Genomic DNA, 18,177 nt, shown 5'->3' on the forward strand with positions numbered 1-18,177 from the left:
GGACGACTCCGAGTTACGCGGAAGGGATCAGGCGCTCAGGCTCGACGAGAAGGCAATTGCCATCAACCCCCGTTATGCGAACGCGCTCGCCTGGGCGACCGGGGCCGCCACGCGCCGACCATTCGCTGTCGCCGACGCGGACCCTGCCGGAGTGTTCGTCCACATCGGCGATCACCGTCACCACTTTTCCGACCAACCGCGCAGAGCGGTCGTTGAGCAGCGGGTCCGTGCTGTCGACATTCTGGTTCGCGTAGACTTTCCGCCCAACCATGAAGGCGATGACTGCATATAGGGCGAAGAGCGCCAACTGCGGCGCGGTGCCGAGATCGAACAGCAGTGTGAACGCGCCGGTCGCAATGGCGGCGGCTCCGATGAAAACAAGGAAGAAGCCCGGTGCGATGATCTCGGCAATCAGCAGGATTACGCCACCGATCAGCCACAGCCAGGCCGGCTCCATGCTCTCGATGAAGTTCATCCTTCAATCCTGGGAATGCCAGGGACAGACGGCGTTGGAGCGCCGCGCGAAGCGACCGGCTTTGGCTTGGGCGGGCTGGGTGGCTTCTGGCCGTCGCCGCCCATGACCTCGCGAGCCAATTCGCCAATCCCACCAAGCGTACCAATCAGTTGGGTCGCTTCCACCGGGAAGAGGATCGTCTTTGCGTTGGGTGAGCGCGCGAACTCGCTGACCGCTTCGACGTATTTCTGCGCAACGAAGTAGTTGATCGCTTGGGCGTTCCCGCCGGCGATGGCGTCGGAAACCAGGGTCGTCGCCTTGGCTTCGGCCTCTGCGCCGCGCTCGCGGGCTTCGGCTTCGCGGAAGGCGGCTTCGCGAAGGCCTTCCGCCTGGAGGATCTTCGCCTGCTTCTCTCCTTCGGCCCGCAGAATCTCCGACTGCCTCATGCCCTCGGATTCCAGGATGGCCGCGCGCTTCTCACGCTCCGCCTTCATCTGTCGAGTCATGGCGTCGACAATGTCGCGCGGCGGGCGAATATCCTTCAGTTCGACGCGGGTGATCTTCACTCCCCACGCCTCGGTCGCGTGATCGACCACGGCCAGGAGGCGCGCGTTGATCTCGTCACGCTTCGACAATGTCTCGTCGAGATCCATCGAGCCCATGACGGTGCGCAGGTTCGTGGTCGAGAGCGCCATGATGGCGGTGTAAAGGTCGCTGACTTCGTAAGCGGCCTTGGCAGCGTCCAGTACCTGGAAGAAGACCACACCGTCGACCGCAACCATGGCGTTGTCCTTGGTGATGATCTCCTGACCAGGAATATCGAGCACCTGTTCCATCATGTTGATGCGGTGGCCGACCCGATAGAAGAAAGGCGGTACGAAGTTGAAGCCGGGCTGAGCCACGCGGACGAAGCGCCCGAAATGCTCGATCGTATAGCGATACCCCTGATGGATGATCTTCATCCCGATCATCACGTAGAGGAGCGCCAGAACCGCGACGGCGACCATGAAACTCGTCAGCATTGAATTCCCCCAAGCGTCTCGTTCGGCCATATTGCTGTGAGGAGAGGCGGAACGAAAGGAAAATCGCTGTGAAGTCGGACCTGTTCGCTGTCCGTTCGATCCTATTCCTGCCGGCATCGAATCCTCGGGCTATCGCGAAGGCGCGCGAGAGCGCAGCGGACCTTGTCGTTCTCGACCTGGAGGATGCGGTAAAGCCCGCCGACAAGGCCGAAGCACGGATTGCAGCCGTCGAGGCGGTCTCGTCCGAATGGCCGATGCCCGTCGCTATCCGCATCAATGGCGTCGGGACTGAGTGGCAATCGGACGACATTGAGGCAGTTGCCGGATCGCGAAGCGATTACGCCGTCCTGCCGAGGGCGTCGTCGTTGCAGGACGTTCGGCAGGTTGCCGATGCACTAAACAAGCCGCTCCTGGCGATGATCGAGACGGCGGCCGGGGTGTTGGCCGCTCCCGAAATTGCTCGCGCTGCTCAGGCGCTGATCGCGGGGACCAACGATCTGAGGGCCGACCTTCATCTTCCGCTGGATGCGACCAGGGAGCCAATCTCCACCGCGCTTCAGCTTATCATCCTCGCCGCCCGAGCTGGCGAAGTTCCGGCTTTCGATGGCGTATTCAACCGGCTTAGCGATGCTGAGGGATTCCTCTCCGAATGCATGCACGGGCGCAGTCTCGGCTTCGACGGCAAGTCTCTGATCCATCCCGACCAAATCGCTCCTTGCAATGAAGCGTTCGGTCCGAGCCAGGACGAGGTGCAGACCGCACGCCGGTTGGTTGAGGCGTTCAGTGGTGGGGCCGAGCGCTTCGAGGACCGGATGATCGAGCGAATGCACGTCGAGGCTGCAAGGCGGGCCCTGAAACGCGCGGGCGAAGGCTAGAGTGCTCACTCGCTTGTTGCGTGTTGCTGCGACGACCTTCCACAAGGTTTTGGCGGTCGGATGGTTCTTCCGCCGACCCCGTACGTTCGGGGCACATGCAATTGCGCTGACGCCCGAGAACCGGCTGGTGCTCGTCAAGCTTTGGTATGCACGGGGATGGCGTCTGCCCGGTGGTGGCCGTTCGGAAGATGAGCCGGCCGTCGACGCGGCATTGCGCGAGCTTCGCGAAGAGATCGGGATGACCTCCCACGGGATCACGCAGATAGCCTGCGAGCTTGAGGAATCGATCGATTTCAAGCGCGACCTGGCGTCGGTTGTGGTGGTCCGCGACGTCGGATATCGACCGAAACGCTGGAGCTGGGAGGTCGAAGCCGTCTGCGAGTTTGCTCTCGGCGATCTGCCGGACGACCTGTCGCCGCAGACCCGTCGCTGGCTGAAGGAGGCGAAGCCTGGACTCTAGCCGCCCCTTGGCGAATCGGGCGAAGCTTGGCATGGGCCGATATGGCCCCACACAACGAAGCTCCTGAAATCCAGCTCGGACTGACGTTCGACGACGTCCTGCTCCAGCCACTCGAGTCCTCCGTCCTGCCAAGCCAGGCCGATACGCGGACCTTCCTGACCCGCGAAATCCCGTTGAACATTCCGTTGCTGTCATCCGCAATGGACACGGTCACCGAAGCTGACATGGCAATCGCCTTGGCCCAGCTCGGCGGCATCGGCGTCCTTCATCGCAACCTGTCGGTCGAGGAACAGGCCGCGGCCGTTCGGGCAGTCAAACGGTTCGAAAGCGGGATGGTGGTCAATCCGATTACCATGACCCCGGACCAGACATTGGCTGAGGCGCTGGAATTGATGCAGGCCAATCGCATCAGCGGCATCCCGATTGTCGAGAAGTCGGGCAAGCTCTGCGGGATCCTGACCAACCGCGACGTTCGTTTTGCCGAGCATCCGGGCCAGCAGGTCTCCGAGCTGATGACGAAGGAGAACCTCGCCGTTGTCGGTCTTGGGACCAGCGAGGAAGTTGCTCGACGGATTCTCCATCAGCGGCGCATCGAAAAGCTGCTGGTGGTCGACGAACGCGATCACTTGGTCGGCCTGATCACGGTGAAGGACATCGAGAAAGCTGTCGCAACGCCCAACGCGACCAAGGATCGCGAAGGACGCTTGCGGATCGCAGCGGCCACCACCGTAGGCGACGCGGGTTTTGCCCGCTCGGAAGCACTCATCGAGGCCGGATGCGATTGCATAGTCATCGACACGGCGCACGGGCACAACACTGACGTTGGCCGCGCCGTTGAACGCGTGAAGGCGCTTTCGAACTCGGTCCAGGTTGTAGCCGGCAATGTCGCAACCGCTGATGCCGCCACGGCCCTGGTCGATGCCGGGGCAGACGCGGTCAAAGTGGGGATTGGCCCCGGCTCGATCTGCACGACGCGCGTCATCGCCGGTGTAGGAGTGCCGCAGCTGACGGCGATCATGGAAACCGCGAGGGCTGCGGCCAAGTCCGGCGTGCCGGTGATCGCAGACGGCGGCATTCGGACCAGTGGAGATATCGCGAAGGCTCTCGCGGCTGGCGCCTCGACGGTGATGGTAGGATCGCTCCTCGCGGGTACCGAAGAGGCTCCCGGCGAAACGTTCCTGTACCAGGGTCGAGCCTACAAGAGCTATCGGGGCATGGGCTCGGTCGGAGCCATGGCCCGCGGCTCCGCTGACCGCTACTTCCAGCAGGACATCAAGGATCAGCTCAAGCTGGTCCCCGAGGGGATCGAGGGGCAGGTGCCGTTTAAGGGTCCAGTCCGCGAGATCGTCCATCAGCTCGTTGGCGGCGTGAAGGCCGCGATGGGCTACACCGGTTCGGCAACGATCAAGGATCTGCAGACGCGTGCTCGCTTCATCCGCATCACCAACGCCGGACTGTCCGAAAGCCACGTCCACGACGTCTCCATCACGCGTGAGGCGCCGAACTATCCGACACGCTAGGTCATGACACCCGCCGCGCGACTCCAGGCGGCGATCGAGATCCTGGATGAGGTTGTGGCTGCGGCGCGCGACGAGGGCGCCCCCGCCGACGTACTCGTGACTCGCTACTTCAAGACCCGGCGCTATGCCGGGTCGAAGGACAGGCGCGCGGTTCGTGAACTGGTGTTCCGGGCGATCCGTGCGGTCGCGGACCGGCCTGAAAGCGGGCGAGCGGCCGTGCTGGCGCTTCGCTCCGACGATCCGGCACTCGACGACCTGTTCGGCCAGCCTCGCGGGCCGGAGCCTTTGGTCGAAGGGGAGCTGGCGGCGGGCAGGGGGATCGTGCCTGGGCCGCTAGTTCAGGAACTCTCGCCATTGGTGAGCGCGGACGAACTGCCATCGTTGCTCGAGCGTGCTCCGCTCGACCTGCGCGTCAACGTGGCCCGTATCGATCGCGACGCCATGCTTGCCGAGTTCGAGGGTGCGGAAGCGACCCGGCTCAGTCCGTGGGGAATAAGACTGCCCGCCGAAATAAGGATCGACGATCACCCCGCATTCGCCAGGGGCCTGGTCGAGGTTCAGGACGAGGGTAGCCAACTCGTCGCCCTTGCCTGCGCCCCGACGTCGTCCGGTCAGATACTCGATCTTTGTGCCGGTGCGGGTGGAAAATCGCTGGCTCTAGCGGCTGCGGACCCCTCGGCGAGCATCCTCGCCACCGACAGCAACCGCGCCCGTCTTTCCAAGCTTGCGCCGCGGGCCGAGAGGGCGGGGACAAGGATTGCGACGCGGCTGCTCAGCCCACCCAATGAGCTTCAGGAGTTGTCGGACTGGCGCGGACATGCGGACCTGGTGCTTGTCGATGCGCCATGCTCCGGGAGCGGCACCTGGCGTCGTAATCCCGAAGGGCGATGGCGGCTGACGCAAGAGCGACTGGATCGCTTGGTAGCCCTTCAGAAACACCTCCTGGAAATGGCTGCGGAACTGGTCAGGCCAGGCGGGAGGCTCGTCTATGCCGTGTGCTCCCTGCTGTCCCGCGAAGGGGCAGGCCAAATTGACCAATTCCTCAGCCAGCGTTCATCATGGAAGGTGGAGGAAACGCCGATCGCCGCCGGGCGTTTGGACGGAGCAGGAAAGCTTCTGACTCCGGGTCACGACCGAACGGACGGCTTTTTCGTCGCGCGGCTGGTTCGCCCATGTTAGAACCGCCGTGCCCGAGGAGATAAGAATGCGCCTTTTGTCCAATGTCATGATTGCTGCGATTGCAACGGCTTGCGTGTCGACATCCGCGATCGGGCAGAGGCCGGACGACCAGATCTCGCCGCGGTCGATGGAACTGCTCGCCAAGGGCAATGCGCATCTCGCCGCCGGGCGTTTCGTGGAGGCGGACGAGGCGCTCGAGACGGCGCTTGCGGTCGATCCACGTAACCGGGCGGCTTACAACTCGCTCGCTCGGGTGGCTCAGCGAGAGCGCCTGTTCGGCCAGTCGATCCGCTACACGCGCAAGGCACTGCTCTTGGAGCCGAATGACCGCGACGCGATTGCGATCCAGGGCGAGGCGATGGTCGAGCTTGGTGCTCTGGCGAAAGCCAAGGAGAACCAGGCGAAGCTGCAAAAGCTTTGCCCGACCGGGTGCGCCCAGCTTGCCGAACTATCCGCGACCATCACGCGCGGGCCGTCGGTCGCCTCTGCAACCGCACCGGAAGTTTCCAAGAAGAACTAGTTCATCCGCCGGCGGAAAGCTGGCGGGCGATTGCGACGAATTCGTCGACGCTCACTGTTTCCGCACGCCGGGCGCTGTCGATCCCGAGGTGTTTCAGAACGTCGAGCGCGCGCGGAAGGTCTTTCAGGCTGGAGCGCAGCATCTTCCGCCTCTGCCCAAATGCGGCCTCCGTCAGCTTCTGAAGGACGGCGGGCTCAACATTTAGCGGCATTGCCTTGGGCGTGATGTGGACGACCGCCGACATGACCTTCGGTGGCGGTACGAAGGCGGATCGATGGACATTGAGCACAATGCGGGCGTCGGAGCGCCATTGCGACAGGACGGACAAGCGGCCGTAATTCTTGCTTCCGGGCGCCGAGACGATCCTTTCGGCGACCTCCTTCTGGAACATCAGGGTCAGCGACCGCCACCAGGGCCGCCAAGAGCCGCTAAGCCATCTGAGCAGAAGCGCCGTCCCGACATTGTAGGGCAGGTTGGAGATCACGTGCGCGCCGACGCCGACTTCAGCAGGCTCGTCAATGGTGAGAGCGTCGGCATCGATCACGCGGAGCTTGCCGGGGTAAAGGCCTTCGAGCTCGGCTAACGCCGGGAGGCAGCGCCGATCGCGCTCGACTGCAACCACCGTTGCTCCAGCCCCGAGTGCAGCATGGGTGAGTCCACCGGGGCCGGGACCGACCTCGTAAACCGTCTGACCCGCGAGGGATCCGGGCACGGCGGCGATCCTCGCGAGTAGCTGGCGGTCGAGGATGAAGTTTTGACCGAGGGACTTGCTTGCCTGGAGCCCGTGCCGCGCGATGACGTCGCGCAAGGGCTCCTGGGGAACGGTCACTCCACGAGTTCCCGATTGGCAGCGCACAAGGCGGCCATCTGGATCGCGGACGCCATCGGCCGAGGGTCCGCAAGGTCCTGCCCGGCAATGTCGAAGGCGGTGCCATGATCCGGGGCCGTGCGGATGATCGGCAGTCCGAGCGTGACGTTCACCCCGTCCTCAAAATGAAGCGCCTTCAGTGGGATGAGCGCCTGGTCATGATACATGCAGAGAGCGGCATCGTATCGGGCTCTAGCGGAGGCATGGAACATCGTGTCCGCCGGATGAGGGCCGGTCACGCGCCAGCCTTCCGCTCGCAAGGCCGCGATCGCCGGTTCGATGATCTCGATCTCTTCCCGTCCGAGAAGGCCGCCTTCGCCCGAGTGGGGATTGATCCCGGAAATGGCGAGTGTCGGCTCGGCAATCCCAAAGTTGCGCTGCAGTCCGCGCAAGGTCGTCCGTCCGCGGGCTTCGATCAGCGCGGGCGAGAGGTGTGCCGGAACCTCGGCGAGCGGAATATGGGTCGTGACCGGGACAGTCCGGAGTGTCGGCCCGGCAAGCATCATGGCGACATTGCCCTGCGACACGCCACAGCGTTCGGCCACGAATTCCGTCTGGCCGGGATGAGCGAACCCGATCGAATAGAGTTGTTCCTTGGAGACCGGACCGGTCACCACTGCCGCTGCAGACCCGGAGCGGGCGAGTCCTACCGCAATCTCCAGCGAATCCAGTGAGCAATGCGCGCCGGCGACGGACGGGTGACCCGGAAGGTCGTCCTCTGCCGCGGTGATCTGAACCAGGGGCAAAGCGTAGTCGAAAACGGCCTCGGCCTCCTGGGGATCGTCGACCAGCTCGATTGGACCATCCCAGACGTGAGCGATGGCGCGCGGATCGCCGATCGCGGCGAACGGCGGGAGGTTGTTGACTGCTCGCCCATCCCAGCACTTGGCCACGACCTCGGGACCGATGCCCGCAGGGTCACCGAGCGAGATGGCTATTGGCCGAGACAGGAAGCGAGCCATCAGCTGCGCCTTCCGAAAAGGAAACCTAGCGGAATTCGATCACCGCATCGCGGCGCAGGTCGCGCAGGTAGCGACGGGCGCGAAGGTTGACGCGCTCCTCGCTCAGCTGGTTGAAGACCTGATCGAAGGTCGGAGCGGTGGGATCGGCTTCGTCGCGGCCGCAGATGACCAGTGTTCGAACGCCTTCTTCGATCGATCCGAACGGGCGCGTCGCCTGACCGACCTGCAGCGGTAACATGATTTCCTGCAGTGCCTGCGGAAGCTCGCGAAGGCGGACGCCTTCGTTGGCTACGACTTCGCCGTTGAACTCGGCGGCAATCCGCTCTGCGCCGCCGCACCCGCCGACGTTGCGGGCAGCCTCGGCGAACTTCGCAACGCGGGCTTCGGCCTGTGGGCGCGAAGTGCCGGGTGGGAACGCGATCGACACCTGCTTCAGGCTCAAGACCGCATTTCGCGGATCGGCCGAAAGGATCTTGCGGGCATCCTGCACCGCGAGAATCGAGACGCCGCCCGGGACGGAGATGGGCGAGCTGATCTGGCCCGGCCCCATGGTTCGCAGAACGCCGCCGAGCTGGTCCGGAAGTTGCTCAGGACGGACCCAGCCGAGGTCGCCGCCGACCGCGGCGGTCGAAGCTTCGGAATATTGCCGCGCATAGCCCGGGAACGACGCGCCCTGCCGAAGCTGGGCGATGATCTGATTGGCGTTGGCGATCGTCTGCTGCATCTTGTCGGGTGTCGAGGACAGGAAGATCTCGCCGACGCGATATTCCTCGGTGCCCTTGGATGCGTTAAGTCGCTCGAGCACCGCCTTCACCTCGTCGTCGCCGACGCTGACGGTATTTTCGATCTTCTGCTGCTGCAGGCGGCGCCAGGCCGTCTCACCCTCGATCTGCCGGCGGAGGGTCCGGATCGAAGACCCGTTCGCCTTGAGGTAGGTGGTTAGCTGATCGGGATTCATCTTCACGCTGGACGCGACGCGCTCAAGTGTGCGGGCGATGTCCTTGTCCGTGACGGTGATCTCCGCCTGCTTGGCGGCCTGGATCTGAAGGCTTTCGTCAATCAGGTTGCGCAGGACCTGCTGGCGAAGCTCCTCGACCTGATCGTTCGGAACTTTGCCGCTATTGGCGATGACGAGCAGCGCCAGACGCTGATCGACGTCTGTCTGGGTGATCACCTCGCCATTGACGATCGCCGTGGCCTTGATGACCGACGGCATGGCCTGGCCGAAGATCTGGGGGTTGTCGGGGAGCTTCAGCGCAATTGCGCTGTTTCCGCCTGCGGGCTGCTGGTCTGCCGCATCCTGGGCCGCTGCCGTGGTCGCCACGGCCAGCACAAGGGCCGCCGCTGCAAAACGAGCGCGGACGGGCAAAAAATCGAATGCTGCTGGCAAGTCTGGAAATCCCTTGTTGTTCAATCCATTGGGCGAATGCCGTTTACGCGTGCCCGCTGAACGCAGGCTTAGCGGCCGAGACCTTTGAAGGACACTCGGAATGAGAATGTGCTGCCTTCATTGAACCCGCCCACACGCTCATAGTCCCGGCGCCACGAGACGCCAAGAGCAATGCAGTCGTCTTCGTAGTCGATGCTCAGGCGATGGCGGACTGGCTCGTATCCGTCGGAAACTGACAAGGGGTCTTCGGCCTTGCCCGTGAGATCGAGAACCGTCGCTCCGAAGATCGACCAGTACTTCGCGAACTTGATGCGAGCCGCCGCGCGAAGCTCTTCCTTGTCGCGAAGATCCTCGATCGCTTCGTCGATGTCGCGGTTGAGACGGAGGTAGCCGATCTGCGCATAGGTTTCCTCGCCGCCGACGGTCAGGTCGAGCTCGTTGCGACGAACCGCGAAATTCTCCTTGTCGAGGCGATAACGATGCGTGAGGTCGATGAAGCGGCCGAAGCGGATCCGGGTTCTGCCAACGATGTCGGACACCCGATCGGAAAGCCCGGTCCCGTCCGGGAAGATATTCTCCCGCTTGGATATGCGGTAGCTCTGACCGATCGTCGATACGATCGACAGGTTCGGGCGGTCGTAGGACCAGTCCAGCCCGTAAGTGATGCGCGAACCGTCTTCCCAGCGATCGTATCCGGGGAAGCGATTAAGCGCGAAGAGGTTGCTGTCCTCGAGATCGACTGCGCGGGCGTCCTCATTGGGAATATCGAGGTTCGGCGTGGCGGGGGTGAAGACGAGTTGGACGCGCGGCGTGAGCCGCTGGGAACCGCCGAAGAGCGGACCGACGAACGGCCATTTCACGTCGGTTGCGAGGGCACCGATGCCGCGGGTGTGCCAACCATCGACGCCGCGATAAAGCGGTACGAGAGTGCTTGCAGCATTGCTCGTGTGGTAGACGTCGCCGCGCGCATAGGCCGTAAAGACGACCTCCTGGCCCCAGTTCGTCAGCTTGCGAATGTCCCACCGCGCGCTTGCAAAGGCCCGCTGCGTGTCCTGACCTTCGATGCGGGTGATGGCGAGGCTGTTCGCCTGCAGCTCGATGACACCGCCAAGAGCCGGCGGGTCAATGCGGAAGCGGGCGTCGATCGCCGGAAGGGCAATGGGGATGCGCTTCTGCACGTCGTCGACCCGCAGCCCCTGAAAAGCCCAGCCGGCAATCGAGATGTAGCTGTTGGGATCGATCCGTTCGGCGTTGATGAAGCTGCGTAGACGGTCGTCTTGGGTAATGTCGTAGCGCCGCGTCACAGTCTTGTCGGTCGCGATCCGCGTCGAGCCTGTGATGCTCCAGAGTGGATTGAGCTGGAACCTGCCGTTGGCATCGAAATAGCCCCGGATGCCCTTTTCGCCGGTCTCCTGCGGTTCGCCGAGAGCCGTCAGCTCCTCGATGCGGCCATAGGTGAGGAACCCGCCGATCTGGAACGCGCCAAGGCTGTTCAGCTCGCGGTAGCGCGCTTCGATGGCGGGTAGCTTCTTCGTGTAGACATGCGGCGTCAGCGTCAGGTCGCGGTTCGGACCAAGCCTTTTGTAATAAGGCAGGGCAACTTCGAAGCCGCGGCCGTGCGAGATGCTGATATCCGGCACCAGGAACCCGCTTACGCCCCCGCCCGCACCGCCCGTTGCCAGACTGAAGATCGGCAGAAGTGGCAGCTGCATGCCGAAGATCTGCATGCGCCCGCCCTTGAAGTGCACACGCTGCGAAGTTGGATCGTAGGTGACGCGGGTCGCGGTGATGGCCCAGCTCGGATTGCGCGGGCATCCGCTTTCGGTGGTGACCGGGCAGGGGGAATAGATCGCGTTGTCGAGGATGGTCAGGTCACCGGAACGGCGGCCCTTGGTCGCAGCGAGACGCCCGCCGCTCTCCAGGACGATCAGCAGGTTGTCGATCGTGCCATCCTTCAGCGTATCGGTGAGGACGACGTTCTCGCCGATAAACTTGTCGCCCTGCGGGTTCATGGCGACGACATTCCCGATTGCCCGAACCTCGCCAGACTTGCGGTTCCAGACGATCTGGTCGGCCGCGACATAATTGCCGTCCCGCTGCATACGGACGGAGCCGGTCGCGGTGACGATGTCCTGACTGTTGTCGTAGGTGACCTGGTCGGAGCTGAATTCGATGATGTCTTCAGCGTCTGCCGCAGGCGTGGCGGGCGTCTGTAATGCCGACGCCGCAGGCTCGGACGCGGTGTCAGGCGCCTGGGCGAAGGCGGCCGTCGAGGCGAATGTCAGAGGGAGCGCGGTCCACCAGGCAAATCGACTACGCAAAATTGATCCCGCCCATTCACCCTGGCTGCAAGCTGGCCCAGCCTATTGCACCTTGGCTGGCACTCCACAATCCGCCTTGCATGAGGGCCCTTTGCTATTGCGGCAGGCGGGTCTTAAGAGACGCCGCACATATTCAAGACCCTTTGCCTTCAGGATTTCTCCTTGATGAAGATACGTTTCGCCGACAGCCGCCCGACGGGTGATTTCGCGTTGGTTCTGCCCGCCGGCGGAAAGAACAGGATTGCGCTGGACAGTCTGGGGAAGGCTCGTGCCGAGGTCGACGCTGCCCTGAAACGACAGCGGTTCGAGGGCGACTCCGGGAGCGCGGCGGAGCTGTTCGTGCCTGCCGACGGCGGAGTTCGACGTTTGGTCGTGGTCGGAACGGGTGACGGGACCAGCCCGCAAGACGCCGCGGAGAAGCTGGGTGGGGCTCTTGTCGCCAGGCTGCTGACCTCAGGCGAGACCCATGCCGTGCTCGACGTGACCGGCCTGAAGTACGACGCGGACGCTGCCGCGAAGGTTGCTTTTGCCGCAACCCTCCGAGGTTGGCGCTACGATCGGTATCGCACGAAGCTGAAGGACAAGCAGAAGCCGACCCTCAAGGAGCTGACGATCGTTGGGGCGCCGGCTGAAGCCGAAGGTGTCTGGAAGAAACGCTGGCAGCCGGTTGCCGAGGGTGTCTCGCTTACGCGTGAGCTGGTGACCGAGCCGGCCAACATCATCTATCCGGAGACCTTTGTGGACCGGGCGCAGGCCGCGCTGTCCGGGACGGGAGTCGAAGTCGAAGTCCTCGACGGCAAGGCGATGAAGAAGCTCGGAATGGGCGCGCTGCTTGGCGTCGCCCAGGGCTCGGTCCGCGAACCCCGCATGCTCGTCATGCGCTGGAACGGCGGCAAGGCAGGAGAAGCGCCGGTCGCCTTCGTCGGCAAGGGCGTGACGTTCGATACCGGCGGCATATCGATCAAGCCGGCTGCCGGCATGGAAGCCATGAAGTGGGACATGGGCGGCGCCGGCGCGGTCACTGGCGCGATGGTCGCGCTCGCCAAGCGGAAGGCGAAGGCAAACGTCGTTGGGATCTGCGGGCTCGTCGAAAACATGCCCGATGGGAATGCCCAGCGTCCTGGTGACGTGGTAACCAGCATGTCGGGCCAGACGATCGAGGTGATCAACACCGACGCCGAAGGCCGCCTCGTGCTCGCGGACGCGATCACCTACGTGCAGCGCAACTACAAGCCGAAGCTGATCGTCGACCTCGCGACGCTGACCGGAGCCATCCTCATTAGCCTCGGCCACGAGTACGGTGGCCTGTTCACCACGGACGACGACCTCGCGGCGAAGTTACTCGATGCAGGGCAGTCTTCCGGGGACAAATTGTGGCGCCAGCCCATGGGGGACTCGTTCGACAAGCTGATCGATTCTCCCATAGCCGACATGAAGAATGTCGGGCCGCGCGAGGGTGGATCAATCACCGCGGCACAGTTCATTCTCCGCTTCGTCGAGAGTGGAACGCCCTGGGCGCATCTCGACATCGCCGGCATGGCCTGGTCCGACAAGCCGACCAGCACCTACGAAAAGGGTGCGACCGGCTATGGGGTCCGCCTGCTCGACCGCTTCATCGAAGCGTCGGTGGAGGGGCGCTGAAGCGCTGAATGCAGATCGATTTCTACCAGCTCGGACGAACGCCGCTCGAGCAGGTGATTGCAAGCATCTCGCAGCGCCTGCTCGCCGACGGAAAACGGCTGCTGATCGTCGCTGACGATGAGGGTCTTCTCGGAAAGCTTGACCGCATGCTGTGGGACCAGGGGCCTGCAAGCTTTATTCCGCATGCGCCCTCGGGAGGAAGCGACGATGCACGCCAGCCGATTTTGCTCTCCGCGAGCACCGATGCGCCGAACATCGCCCGCAATCTGCTGATCGCAGACGGGCAATGGCGCGAAGCTGCGCTGACGTTCGATCGCGCGTTCTACCTGTTCGATGCAGCGACGCTCGAGGGCGCGCGGCTGGCGTGGAAGCTCTTAGCCGGGCGGGACGGGGTGGATCGCCGCTACTGGGCACAGGACGAAGGCGGTAAATGGGTGGAGAAGGGCTGAGTCTTGCCGTTCGGTCCGCGCCCCGCTAGGCGCTGCGACCAATCCCAACCCATTGTTTCAGGAGACCGCACGGCCATGGCCGCCACGCGCACCTTTTCGATCATCAAGCCCGACGCCACCCGCCGCAACCTGACGGGCGCAGTCACCAAGAAGCTTGAAGATGCCGGCCTTCGCGTCGTCGCTTCCAAGCGGATCCATATGACTCGCGACCAGGCCGAAGGCTTCTACGCGGTCCACCGCGAGCGTCCGTTCTTCAATGACCTCTGCACCTTCATGACGTCGGGTCCGGTCGTCGTTCAGGTCCTCGAGGGTGAGAACGCCGTCCTCCGCAACCGTGAAGTGATGGGCGCCACGAACCCAACTGACGCTGCCGAAGGCACGATCCGCAAGGAGTTCGCCGAATCGATCGAGGCGAACTCGGTCCACGGTTCGGATAGCGATGAGAACGCCAAGATCGAGATCGATTACTTCTTCACGCCGGAAGAAATCGTCGGCTGATCAAAAGATCGGGCTCAGCATCGCCACGCTGTTCTGCCAGAACCGGGCCGGTAGGCTGAAGCTTTCTACGTCTGCCATCGTCACCGGGTCCGATTGGGCGAGGAATTCGTCCTGTCGGGCCCGGATGACGCCGGCAAATTTCTTGTCCGAAAACAGGATGTTGTTCTCGAAATTGAGCTCGAAGCTGCGGCGGTCGAGATTGGCCGAGCCGATCAAGCCAATTTTCCTGTCCGCCACCATCGTCTTGGCGTGAAGCAGGCCACATCGATATTCGTACAGCTTCACGCCGGCCTTGATCAGGTCTGCGTAATAACTTCGGCTTGTCGCCTGGACCACGCGGCTGTCGTTGCGCTTCGGCAAGATGAAGATCACCTTTACGCCCCGCCTGGCCGCTGACAACAAGGAGGACAGCACCTGATCATCGGGCACGAAATAGGGTGTCGTGACGACCAACTCTTGGCGCGCTGAGTGAATTAGCTCGGCAAAGCAGGACGGCATTGCGTCATATCGCACCGTCGGTCCCGTGCCGACGACCTGGGCTATGATTGTGCCTGTCGGGTGCTCGACGGGCGCGGACAGGAGGGCGCTGATGTCATCGCCGCCATCGCCCATCCAGTCGGAGACGAAGAGATATTGGCAGTGATGGACGACCTGCCCCTGCCACCGGGTCATGATGTCCACCCAGGGCGCGTAGTGCGGCTTCACGCGAAACTCCGGATCGGCAACATTCTGGCTTCCGCACCAGGCGATCCGGTTGTCGATGATGAGCATCTTGCGGTGGTTGCGCAGGTCGACCCGGCCGCGAAGAATGGTCCACAGTGGGTTTCCGACAGGGAGCGCTACTCGTGCTTCGACGCCGCCGTCGGCGAGATCCGACCAGTTGCTGGACCGGATAAAATGCCTTGAACCGAGCGCATCGGCGAGCGCGCGGACCTTAACTCCGCGCCTAGCCGCACGGATCAACGCGTCCTTGACCTTCGTACCGTTGTGATCGGCGAGCCAGATGTATGCCAGCAGGTGCACCGTCTGTACGGCGGCGTCGATGTCGCGGACCATTTCTTCGATCGCCACGTTGCTGTCTGCCGCGAGTGTGGCGCTGTTGCCGCTCGTCGTTTCCAGGCCGTTGACGCTTTCGCCAAGATCGAATGGCGCTCGGTAGAAGCCCTTGGCGACTTCGCGGACAGCGTCATCCTCGCCTGCAGGCCTGGGGAGTGCTGCCTCGATTGCCCGCCCCTTGTCTCGTCGGCCGAGGCTGATCCGGACTTCGCCCAGCAGAAGGTAAGCAACCATGCCGATAATCGGCGCGACCACGATGACCACGGCCCAAGCCAGTCTCGACGACGGGTCGCGATGGGGGCGAAGAATCGCCCGGATGAGCACAGCGATCTGTGCCACCGAAACCAGCAGCCCGGCGGCAATGATATAGAATGGCTGCATGGCTGCTAATGCCGCACATGCGTGGGCGTCTGTCCAGTCTTTCTAGGCGCGGGCGATCCCGGTTAACCGAAGCGAGCGGCCGCCGAACAGTCCGCCGCCTTCCCAGCGATAAGTGATGACGTAGCTGCTCTTGGCCGACTTGTCGGCTCCCGCCTCTATGTATCGTGCGGCGATCTGGGCGCGCACGCGCTGGGTCCCTTTTTCATCGCTGTCCGTTTTGGCTAATGCGGCCATGAGGGCGCTTGCCTCAAGCTCGCCATCGCTGCCGACTTCGATGGCGGTACCTCCCGAGGGAGTGATCGTGAGCGATTGCAGGGCATGGCCGGCCTCAACCGGCGTGATTGTCAGCGACCGACCGTCATCCTCAGCCTTTCCTCGCAAGGCGAGCGGTATGGACTGCTGCTTTTCGATGATCGTCGTGGTCGGCGGCATTTCGTCCGCCCCTTGCCAGCTAAGCCAGACACCCGCGGCGGAGACGATCAGGGCGGCAATGGCGATGGCTTCGCCAAGGGTGATCCAGCGAAGGCGCGACTTGCGCCTGGCGTCTTCGGATTGTGATTCGCTCATCGACCGCCTGCTTCCAGTAACCTCCTCGGCGCTGCAAGCTCCCAACTGCTCGCGATGCGGTCGGCAACGTGATCCCAATCGACCTCGCCGGCGACGTTGACCGAAACCCAGCCTGACGGATGGAGATAGGCCGGCTTCGAATAGGTTTTGGGGTCGGCTTCAAGAAGAGTTGCTTGCTCATCGAGCCCACTGGTCCGGACACAGACGACCGTCTTGCCGTCACCATGATGGTTGTCGCGAAATTGAGCGAACTGCTTTCCGGCCACGAAGAACGTCGCTTGTCCGTGAGATTTACGTTCCTCAGTCTCCGGCAGCTCCAGGGCCGTCCTTCGAACGAAATTGAGGGCGTCAGTCATCGCCTCACGAACTCCCGCAGAATCCGAGGGTAAAGTTCATGCTCCGCCGCGAGCACTCGATTTTCAAGGGTCGCAGGTGTGTCGCCGCTCTCGATCGCAACCTCCGCCTGCCCCAGCACTTCGCCTGCATCGAGAACTTCGGTTACTACGTGCACTGAACAGCCGCTCACTCGATCGCCCGCTTCGATGGCACGCGCATGGGTGTCCAATCCTCGATATTTCGGCAGCAGCGACGGGTGAATGTTGAGGATGCGTCCCCGCCACTGGTCGATGAACCACGGCGAAAGGATACGCATGAAGCCTGCGAGAGCCACCGTTCCAATGCGATGATCGTCGAGCGCGGCGCTCAAGGTCCGGTCGAACTCTTCCTTCTCGACTCCCTTGCTGTCCCAGGTCCAAGTGGAGAGCCCTTGTTCTCGCGCCCAATCGAGGCCGGGCGCCTGCGGCTTGTTCGATGCGACCAGTGCGATCTCGTAGCCCTTCGCCTGTTCGACCAGAGCCCGCAAATTGCTTCCGCGTCCGGAGATGAGAACGCCGACGCGGCGCGGGTCACGCATTATGGGCTGCGGTCCAGGCACGATTCGGGCCGTGGACCGTGCATCCCCGCGGACCGTTTTCGATGCGACCGATGCGGAAGACCGCTTCGCCCGCTGCCTCGAGCCGCGATGCAACGGCGTCTGCCTGACCGGCGCTCACAACGGCAATCATGCCAATGCCGCAGTTGAACGTCCGCACCATCTCCTGGGGTTCGATGCTTCCCCCATCCTGAAGCAGCCGGAATAGCGACGGCAGCTCCCAAGAGCCGGCATCGACGTAAGCGTGGGCATTTGACGGAAGGACTCTCGGGGTGTTCTCAAGCAGTCCGCCACCGGTGATGTGAGCTAACCCGTTGACCAGCCCTTCCTGCACCAGGGGCAGCAGCGACCTCACGTAGATGCGGGTTGGCTCGAGCAGCTGGTCTGCCAGCGTGCTGCCACCGGCAGATGGGTACGTCTCGGCGATGTTCCATCCGCGATCGGAAATGATCCGCCGAACCAGCGAGAAGCCGTTGCTGTGGACGCCGGAGCTGGCGAGGCCGAGAATGACGTCACCCGGACCGATGTTGGCTCCCGTCAGCACCTTGTCGCGGTTCACCGCGCCAACGCAGAAACCTGCGAGGTCGTAGTCTCCCTCGGAGTACATGCCCGGCATTTCGGCGGTCTCGCCGCCAATCAGCGCGCAGCCGGCCTGCCTGCAGCCTTCTGCGATCGAGGCTACAACCTCGGCGGCGACGGCCGGGTCGAGCTTTCCGGTCGCGTAATAGTCGAGGAAGAAGAGCGGCTCTGCGCCCTGCACGATCAGGTCGTTGGCGCACATTGCGACGAGGTCGATGCCCACACCGTCATGCTTGCCCGCCTCGATCGCCAGCTTGAGCTTTGTCCCGACGCCGTCGTTGGCGGCGACTAGCAGAGGATCGCTGTAGCCCGCAGCCTTGAGGTCGAAGAACCCACCGAATCCGCCCAGCTCCGCGTCGGCTCCTGGACGAGCCGTCGAACGGGCCAGCGGGCCGATCGTTTTGACGAGCGCATTTCCGGCGTCGATGGACACTCCGGCGTCGGCATAGGTGAGCGGCTTTTGAGACATCAGCCGCCGCCTAGCCACAAGCCGCTTGGATTTCC

General features: G+C 63.3%; 19 protein-coding genes. 8 read left to right on the plus strand and 11 right to left on the minus strand.

What is annotated here, in order from left to right:
• Window positions 1-13: 13 nt before the first annotated feature.
• Both ABD928_RS15080 and ABD928_RS15085 read right to left on the minus strand, forming a co-directional pair.
• Window positions 14-475, minus strand: a complete 462-nt coding sequence (locus ABD928_RS15080) for an NfeD family protein (RefSeq protein WP_345170038.1) — start codon at window positions 473-475, stop codon at window positions 14-16.
• Window positions 472-1,476: an SPFH domain-containing protein gene (locus tag ABD928_RS15085; RefSeq protein WP_187713942.1), complete on the minus strand. Its 1,005-nt coding sequence runs from the start codon at window positions 1,474-1,476 to the stop codon at window positions 472-474. The genes ABD928_RS15080 and ABD928_RS15085 overlap by 4 nt, the downstream gene beginning before the upstream one ends.
• Window positions 1,477-1,544: 68 nt before the next feature.
• Between ABD928_RS15085 and ABD928_RS15090 the strand changes: the two genes are divergently transcribed.
• From ABD928_RS15090 to ABD928_RS15110, 5 genes are read left to right on the plus strand one after another with little or no spacing between them, the layout of a single operon-like run.
• Complete coding sequence (locus ABD928_RS15090) at window positions 1,545-2,351, plus strand: HpcH/HpaI aldolase/citrate lyase family protein (RefSeq protein ID WP_345170040.1); 807 nt, start codon at window positions 1,545-1,547, stop codon at window positions 2,349-2,351.
• Window positions 2,352-2,364: 13 nt separating this feature from the next.
• Window positions 2,365-2,811: an NUDIX domain-containing protein gene (locus ABD928_RS15095; protein ID WP_345170042.1), complete on the plus strand. Its 447-nt coding sequence runs from the start codon at window positions 2,365-2,367 to the stop codon at window positions 2,809-2,811.
• 41 nt (window positions 2,812-2,852) lie between these two features.
• Window positions 2,853-4,331 (plus strand): IMP dehydrogenase, encoded by a 1,479-nt coding sequence (gene guaB / locus ABD928_RS15100; protein ID WP_345170044.1) that lies wholly within the window; start codon window positions 2,853-2,855, stop codon window positions 4,329-4,331.
• 3 nt (window positions 4,332-4,334) lie between these two features.
• Entirely contained in the window at window positions 4,335-5,510 is a 1,176-nt protein-coding gene (locus tag ABD928_RS15105) for an RsmB/NOP family class I SAM-dependent RNA methyltransferase (RefSeq protein WP_345170047.1), read from the plus strand.
• A gap of 25 nt (window positions 5,511-5,535) precedes the next feature.
• Complete coding sequence (locus ABD928_RS15110; RefSeq protein WP_187713944.1) at window positions 5,536-6,030, plus strand: hypothetical protein; 495 nt, start codon at window positions 5,536-5,538, stop codon at window positions 6,028-6,030.
• A 1-nt stretch (window position 6,031) separates the two neighbouring features.
• On the opposite strand, the gene rsmA is transcribed toward ABD928_RS15110, so the two are convergent.
• The 4 genes from rsmA to ABD928_RS15130 form a co-directional block, all read right to left on the minus strand.
• Window positions 6,032-6,859: a 16S rRNA (adenine(1518)-N(6)/adenine(1519)-N(6))-dimethyltransferase RsmA gene (gene rsmA / locus ABD928_RS15115; RefSeq protein ID WP_187713945.1), complete on the minus strand. Its 828-nt coding sequence runs from the start codon at window positions 6,857-6,859 to the stop codon at window positions 6,032-6,034.
• On the minus strand, window positions 6,856-7,860 hold the full coding sequence (pdxA, locus tag ABD928_RS15120; protein ID WP_187713946.1) for a 4-hydroxythreonine-4-phosphate dehydrogenase PdxA: 1,005 nt from the start codon (window positions 7,858-7,860) through the stop codon (window positions 6,856-6,858). Before pdxA ends, rsmA begins: the two co-directional genes overlap by 4 nt.
• A gap of 25 nt (window positions 7,861-7,885) precedes the next feature.
• Window positions 7,886-9,184 carry a peptidylprolyl isomerase gene (locus ABD928_RS15125; RefSeq protein ID WP_345170051.1) on the minus strand — a complete coding sequence of 433 codons (1,299 nt, stop codon included), beginning with the start codon at window positions 9,182-9,184 and terminating at the stop codon, window positions 7,886-7,888.
• A gap of 134 nt (window positions 9,185-9,318) precedes the next feature.
• On the minus strand, window positions 9,319-11,571 hold the full coding sequence (locus ABD928_RS15130; RefSeq protein ID WP_345170053.1) for an LPS-assembly protein LptD: 2,253 nt from the start codon (window positions 11,569-11,571) through the stop codon (window positions 9,319-9,321).
• A 165-nt stretch (window positions 11,572-11,736) separates the two neighbouring features.
• On the opposite strand from ABD928_RS15130, the gene ABD928_RS15135 reads away from it, so the two are divergent.
• From ABD928_RS15135 to ndk, 3 genes are all read left to right on the plus strand, one after another.
• Window positions 11,737-13,212, plus strand: coding sequence for a leucyl aminopeptidase (locus tag ABD928_RS15135; protein WP_345170055.1), 1,476 nt, complete (start codon window positions 11,737-11,739; stop codon window positions 13,210-13,212).
• An 8-nt stretch (window positions 13,213-13,220) separates the two neighbouring features.
• Entirely contained in the window at window positions 13,221-13,661 is a 441-nt protein-coding gene (locus ABD928_RS15140) for a DNA polymerase III subunit chi (protein WP_187713947.1), read from the plus strand.
• A gap of 75 nt (window positions 13,662-13,736) precedes the next feature.
• Entirely contained in the window at window positions 13,737-14,159 is a 423-nt protein-coding gene (gene ndk, locus ABD928_RS15145) for a nucleoside-diphosphate kinase (protein WP_187713948.1), read from the plus strand.
• Here ndk and cls read toward each other — a convergent pair whose 3' ends face one another.
• The 5 genes from cls to purM are packed head-to-tail and all read right to left on the minus strand — an operon-like array spanning window position 14,160 to window position 18,142.
• Window positions 14,160-15,596 carry a cardiolipin synthase gene (gene cls, locus ABD928_RS15150; protein ID WP_345170057.1) on the minus strand — a complete coding sequence of 479 codons (1,437 nt, stop codon included), beginning with the start codon at window positions 15,594-15,596 and terminating at the stop codon, window positions 14,160-14,162.
• Between the two features lie 42 nt (window positions 15,597-15,638).
• Entirely contained in the window at window positions 15,639-16,163 is a 525-nt protein-coding gene (locus ABD928_RS15155; RefSeq protein ID WP_187713949.1) for a hypothetical protein, read from the minus strand.
• Complete coding sequence (locus tag ABD928_RS15160; RefSeq protein ID WP_187713950.1) at window positions 16,160-16,519, minus strand: MmcQ/YjbR family DNA-binding protein; 360 nt, start codon at window positions 16,517-16,519, stop codon at window positions 16,160-16,162. The genes ABD928_RS15155 and ABD928_RS15160 overlap by 4 nt, the downstream gene beginning before the upstream one ends.
• A complete protein-coding gene (purN, locus tag ABD928_RS15165; protein ID WP_345170060.1) occupies window positions 16,516-17,076 on the minus strand; it encodes a phosphoribosylglycinamide formyltransferase in 561 nt (186 codons plus the stop codon). Before purN ends, ABD928_RS15160 begins: the two co-directional genes overlap by 4 nt.
• On the minus strand, window positions 17,069-18,142 hold the full coding sequence (purM, locus tag ABD928_RS15170; protein ID WP_345170062.1) for a phosphoribosylformylglycinamidine cyclo-ligase: 1,074 nt from the start codon (window positions 18,140-18,142) through the stop codon (window positions 17,069-17,071). The genes purN and purM overlap by 8 nt, the downstream gene beginning before the upstream one ends.
• Window positions 18,143-18,177: the final 35 nt, after the last annotated feature.

It is taken from the genome of Sphingomonas daechungensis (assembly GCF_039543105.1).
GTDB lineage: Bacteria > Pseudomonadota > Alphaproteobacteria > Sphingomonadales > Sphingomonadaceae > Sphingomicrobium > Sphingomicrobium daechungense.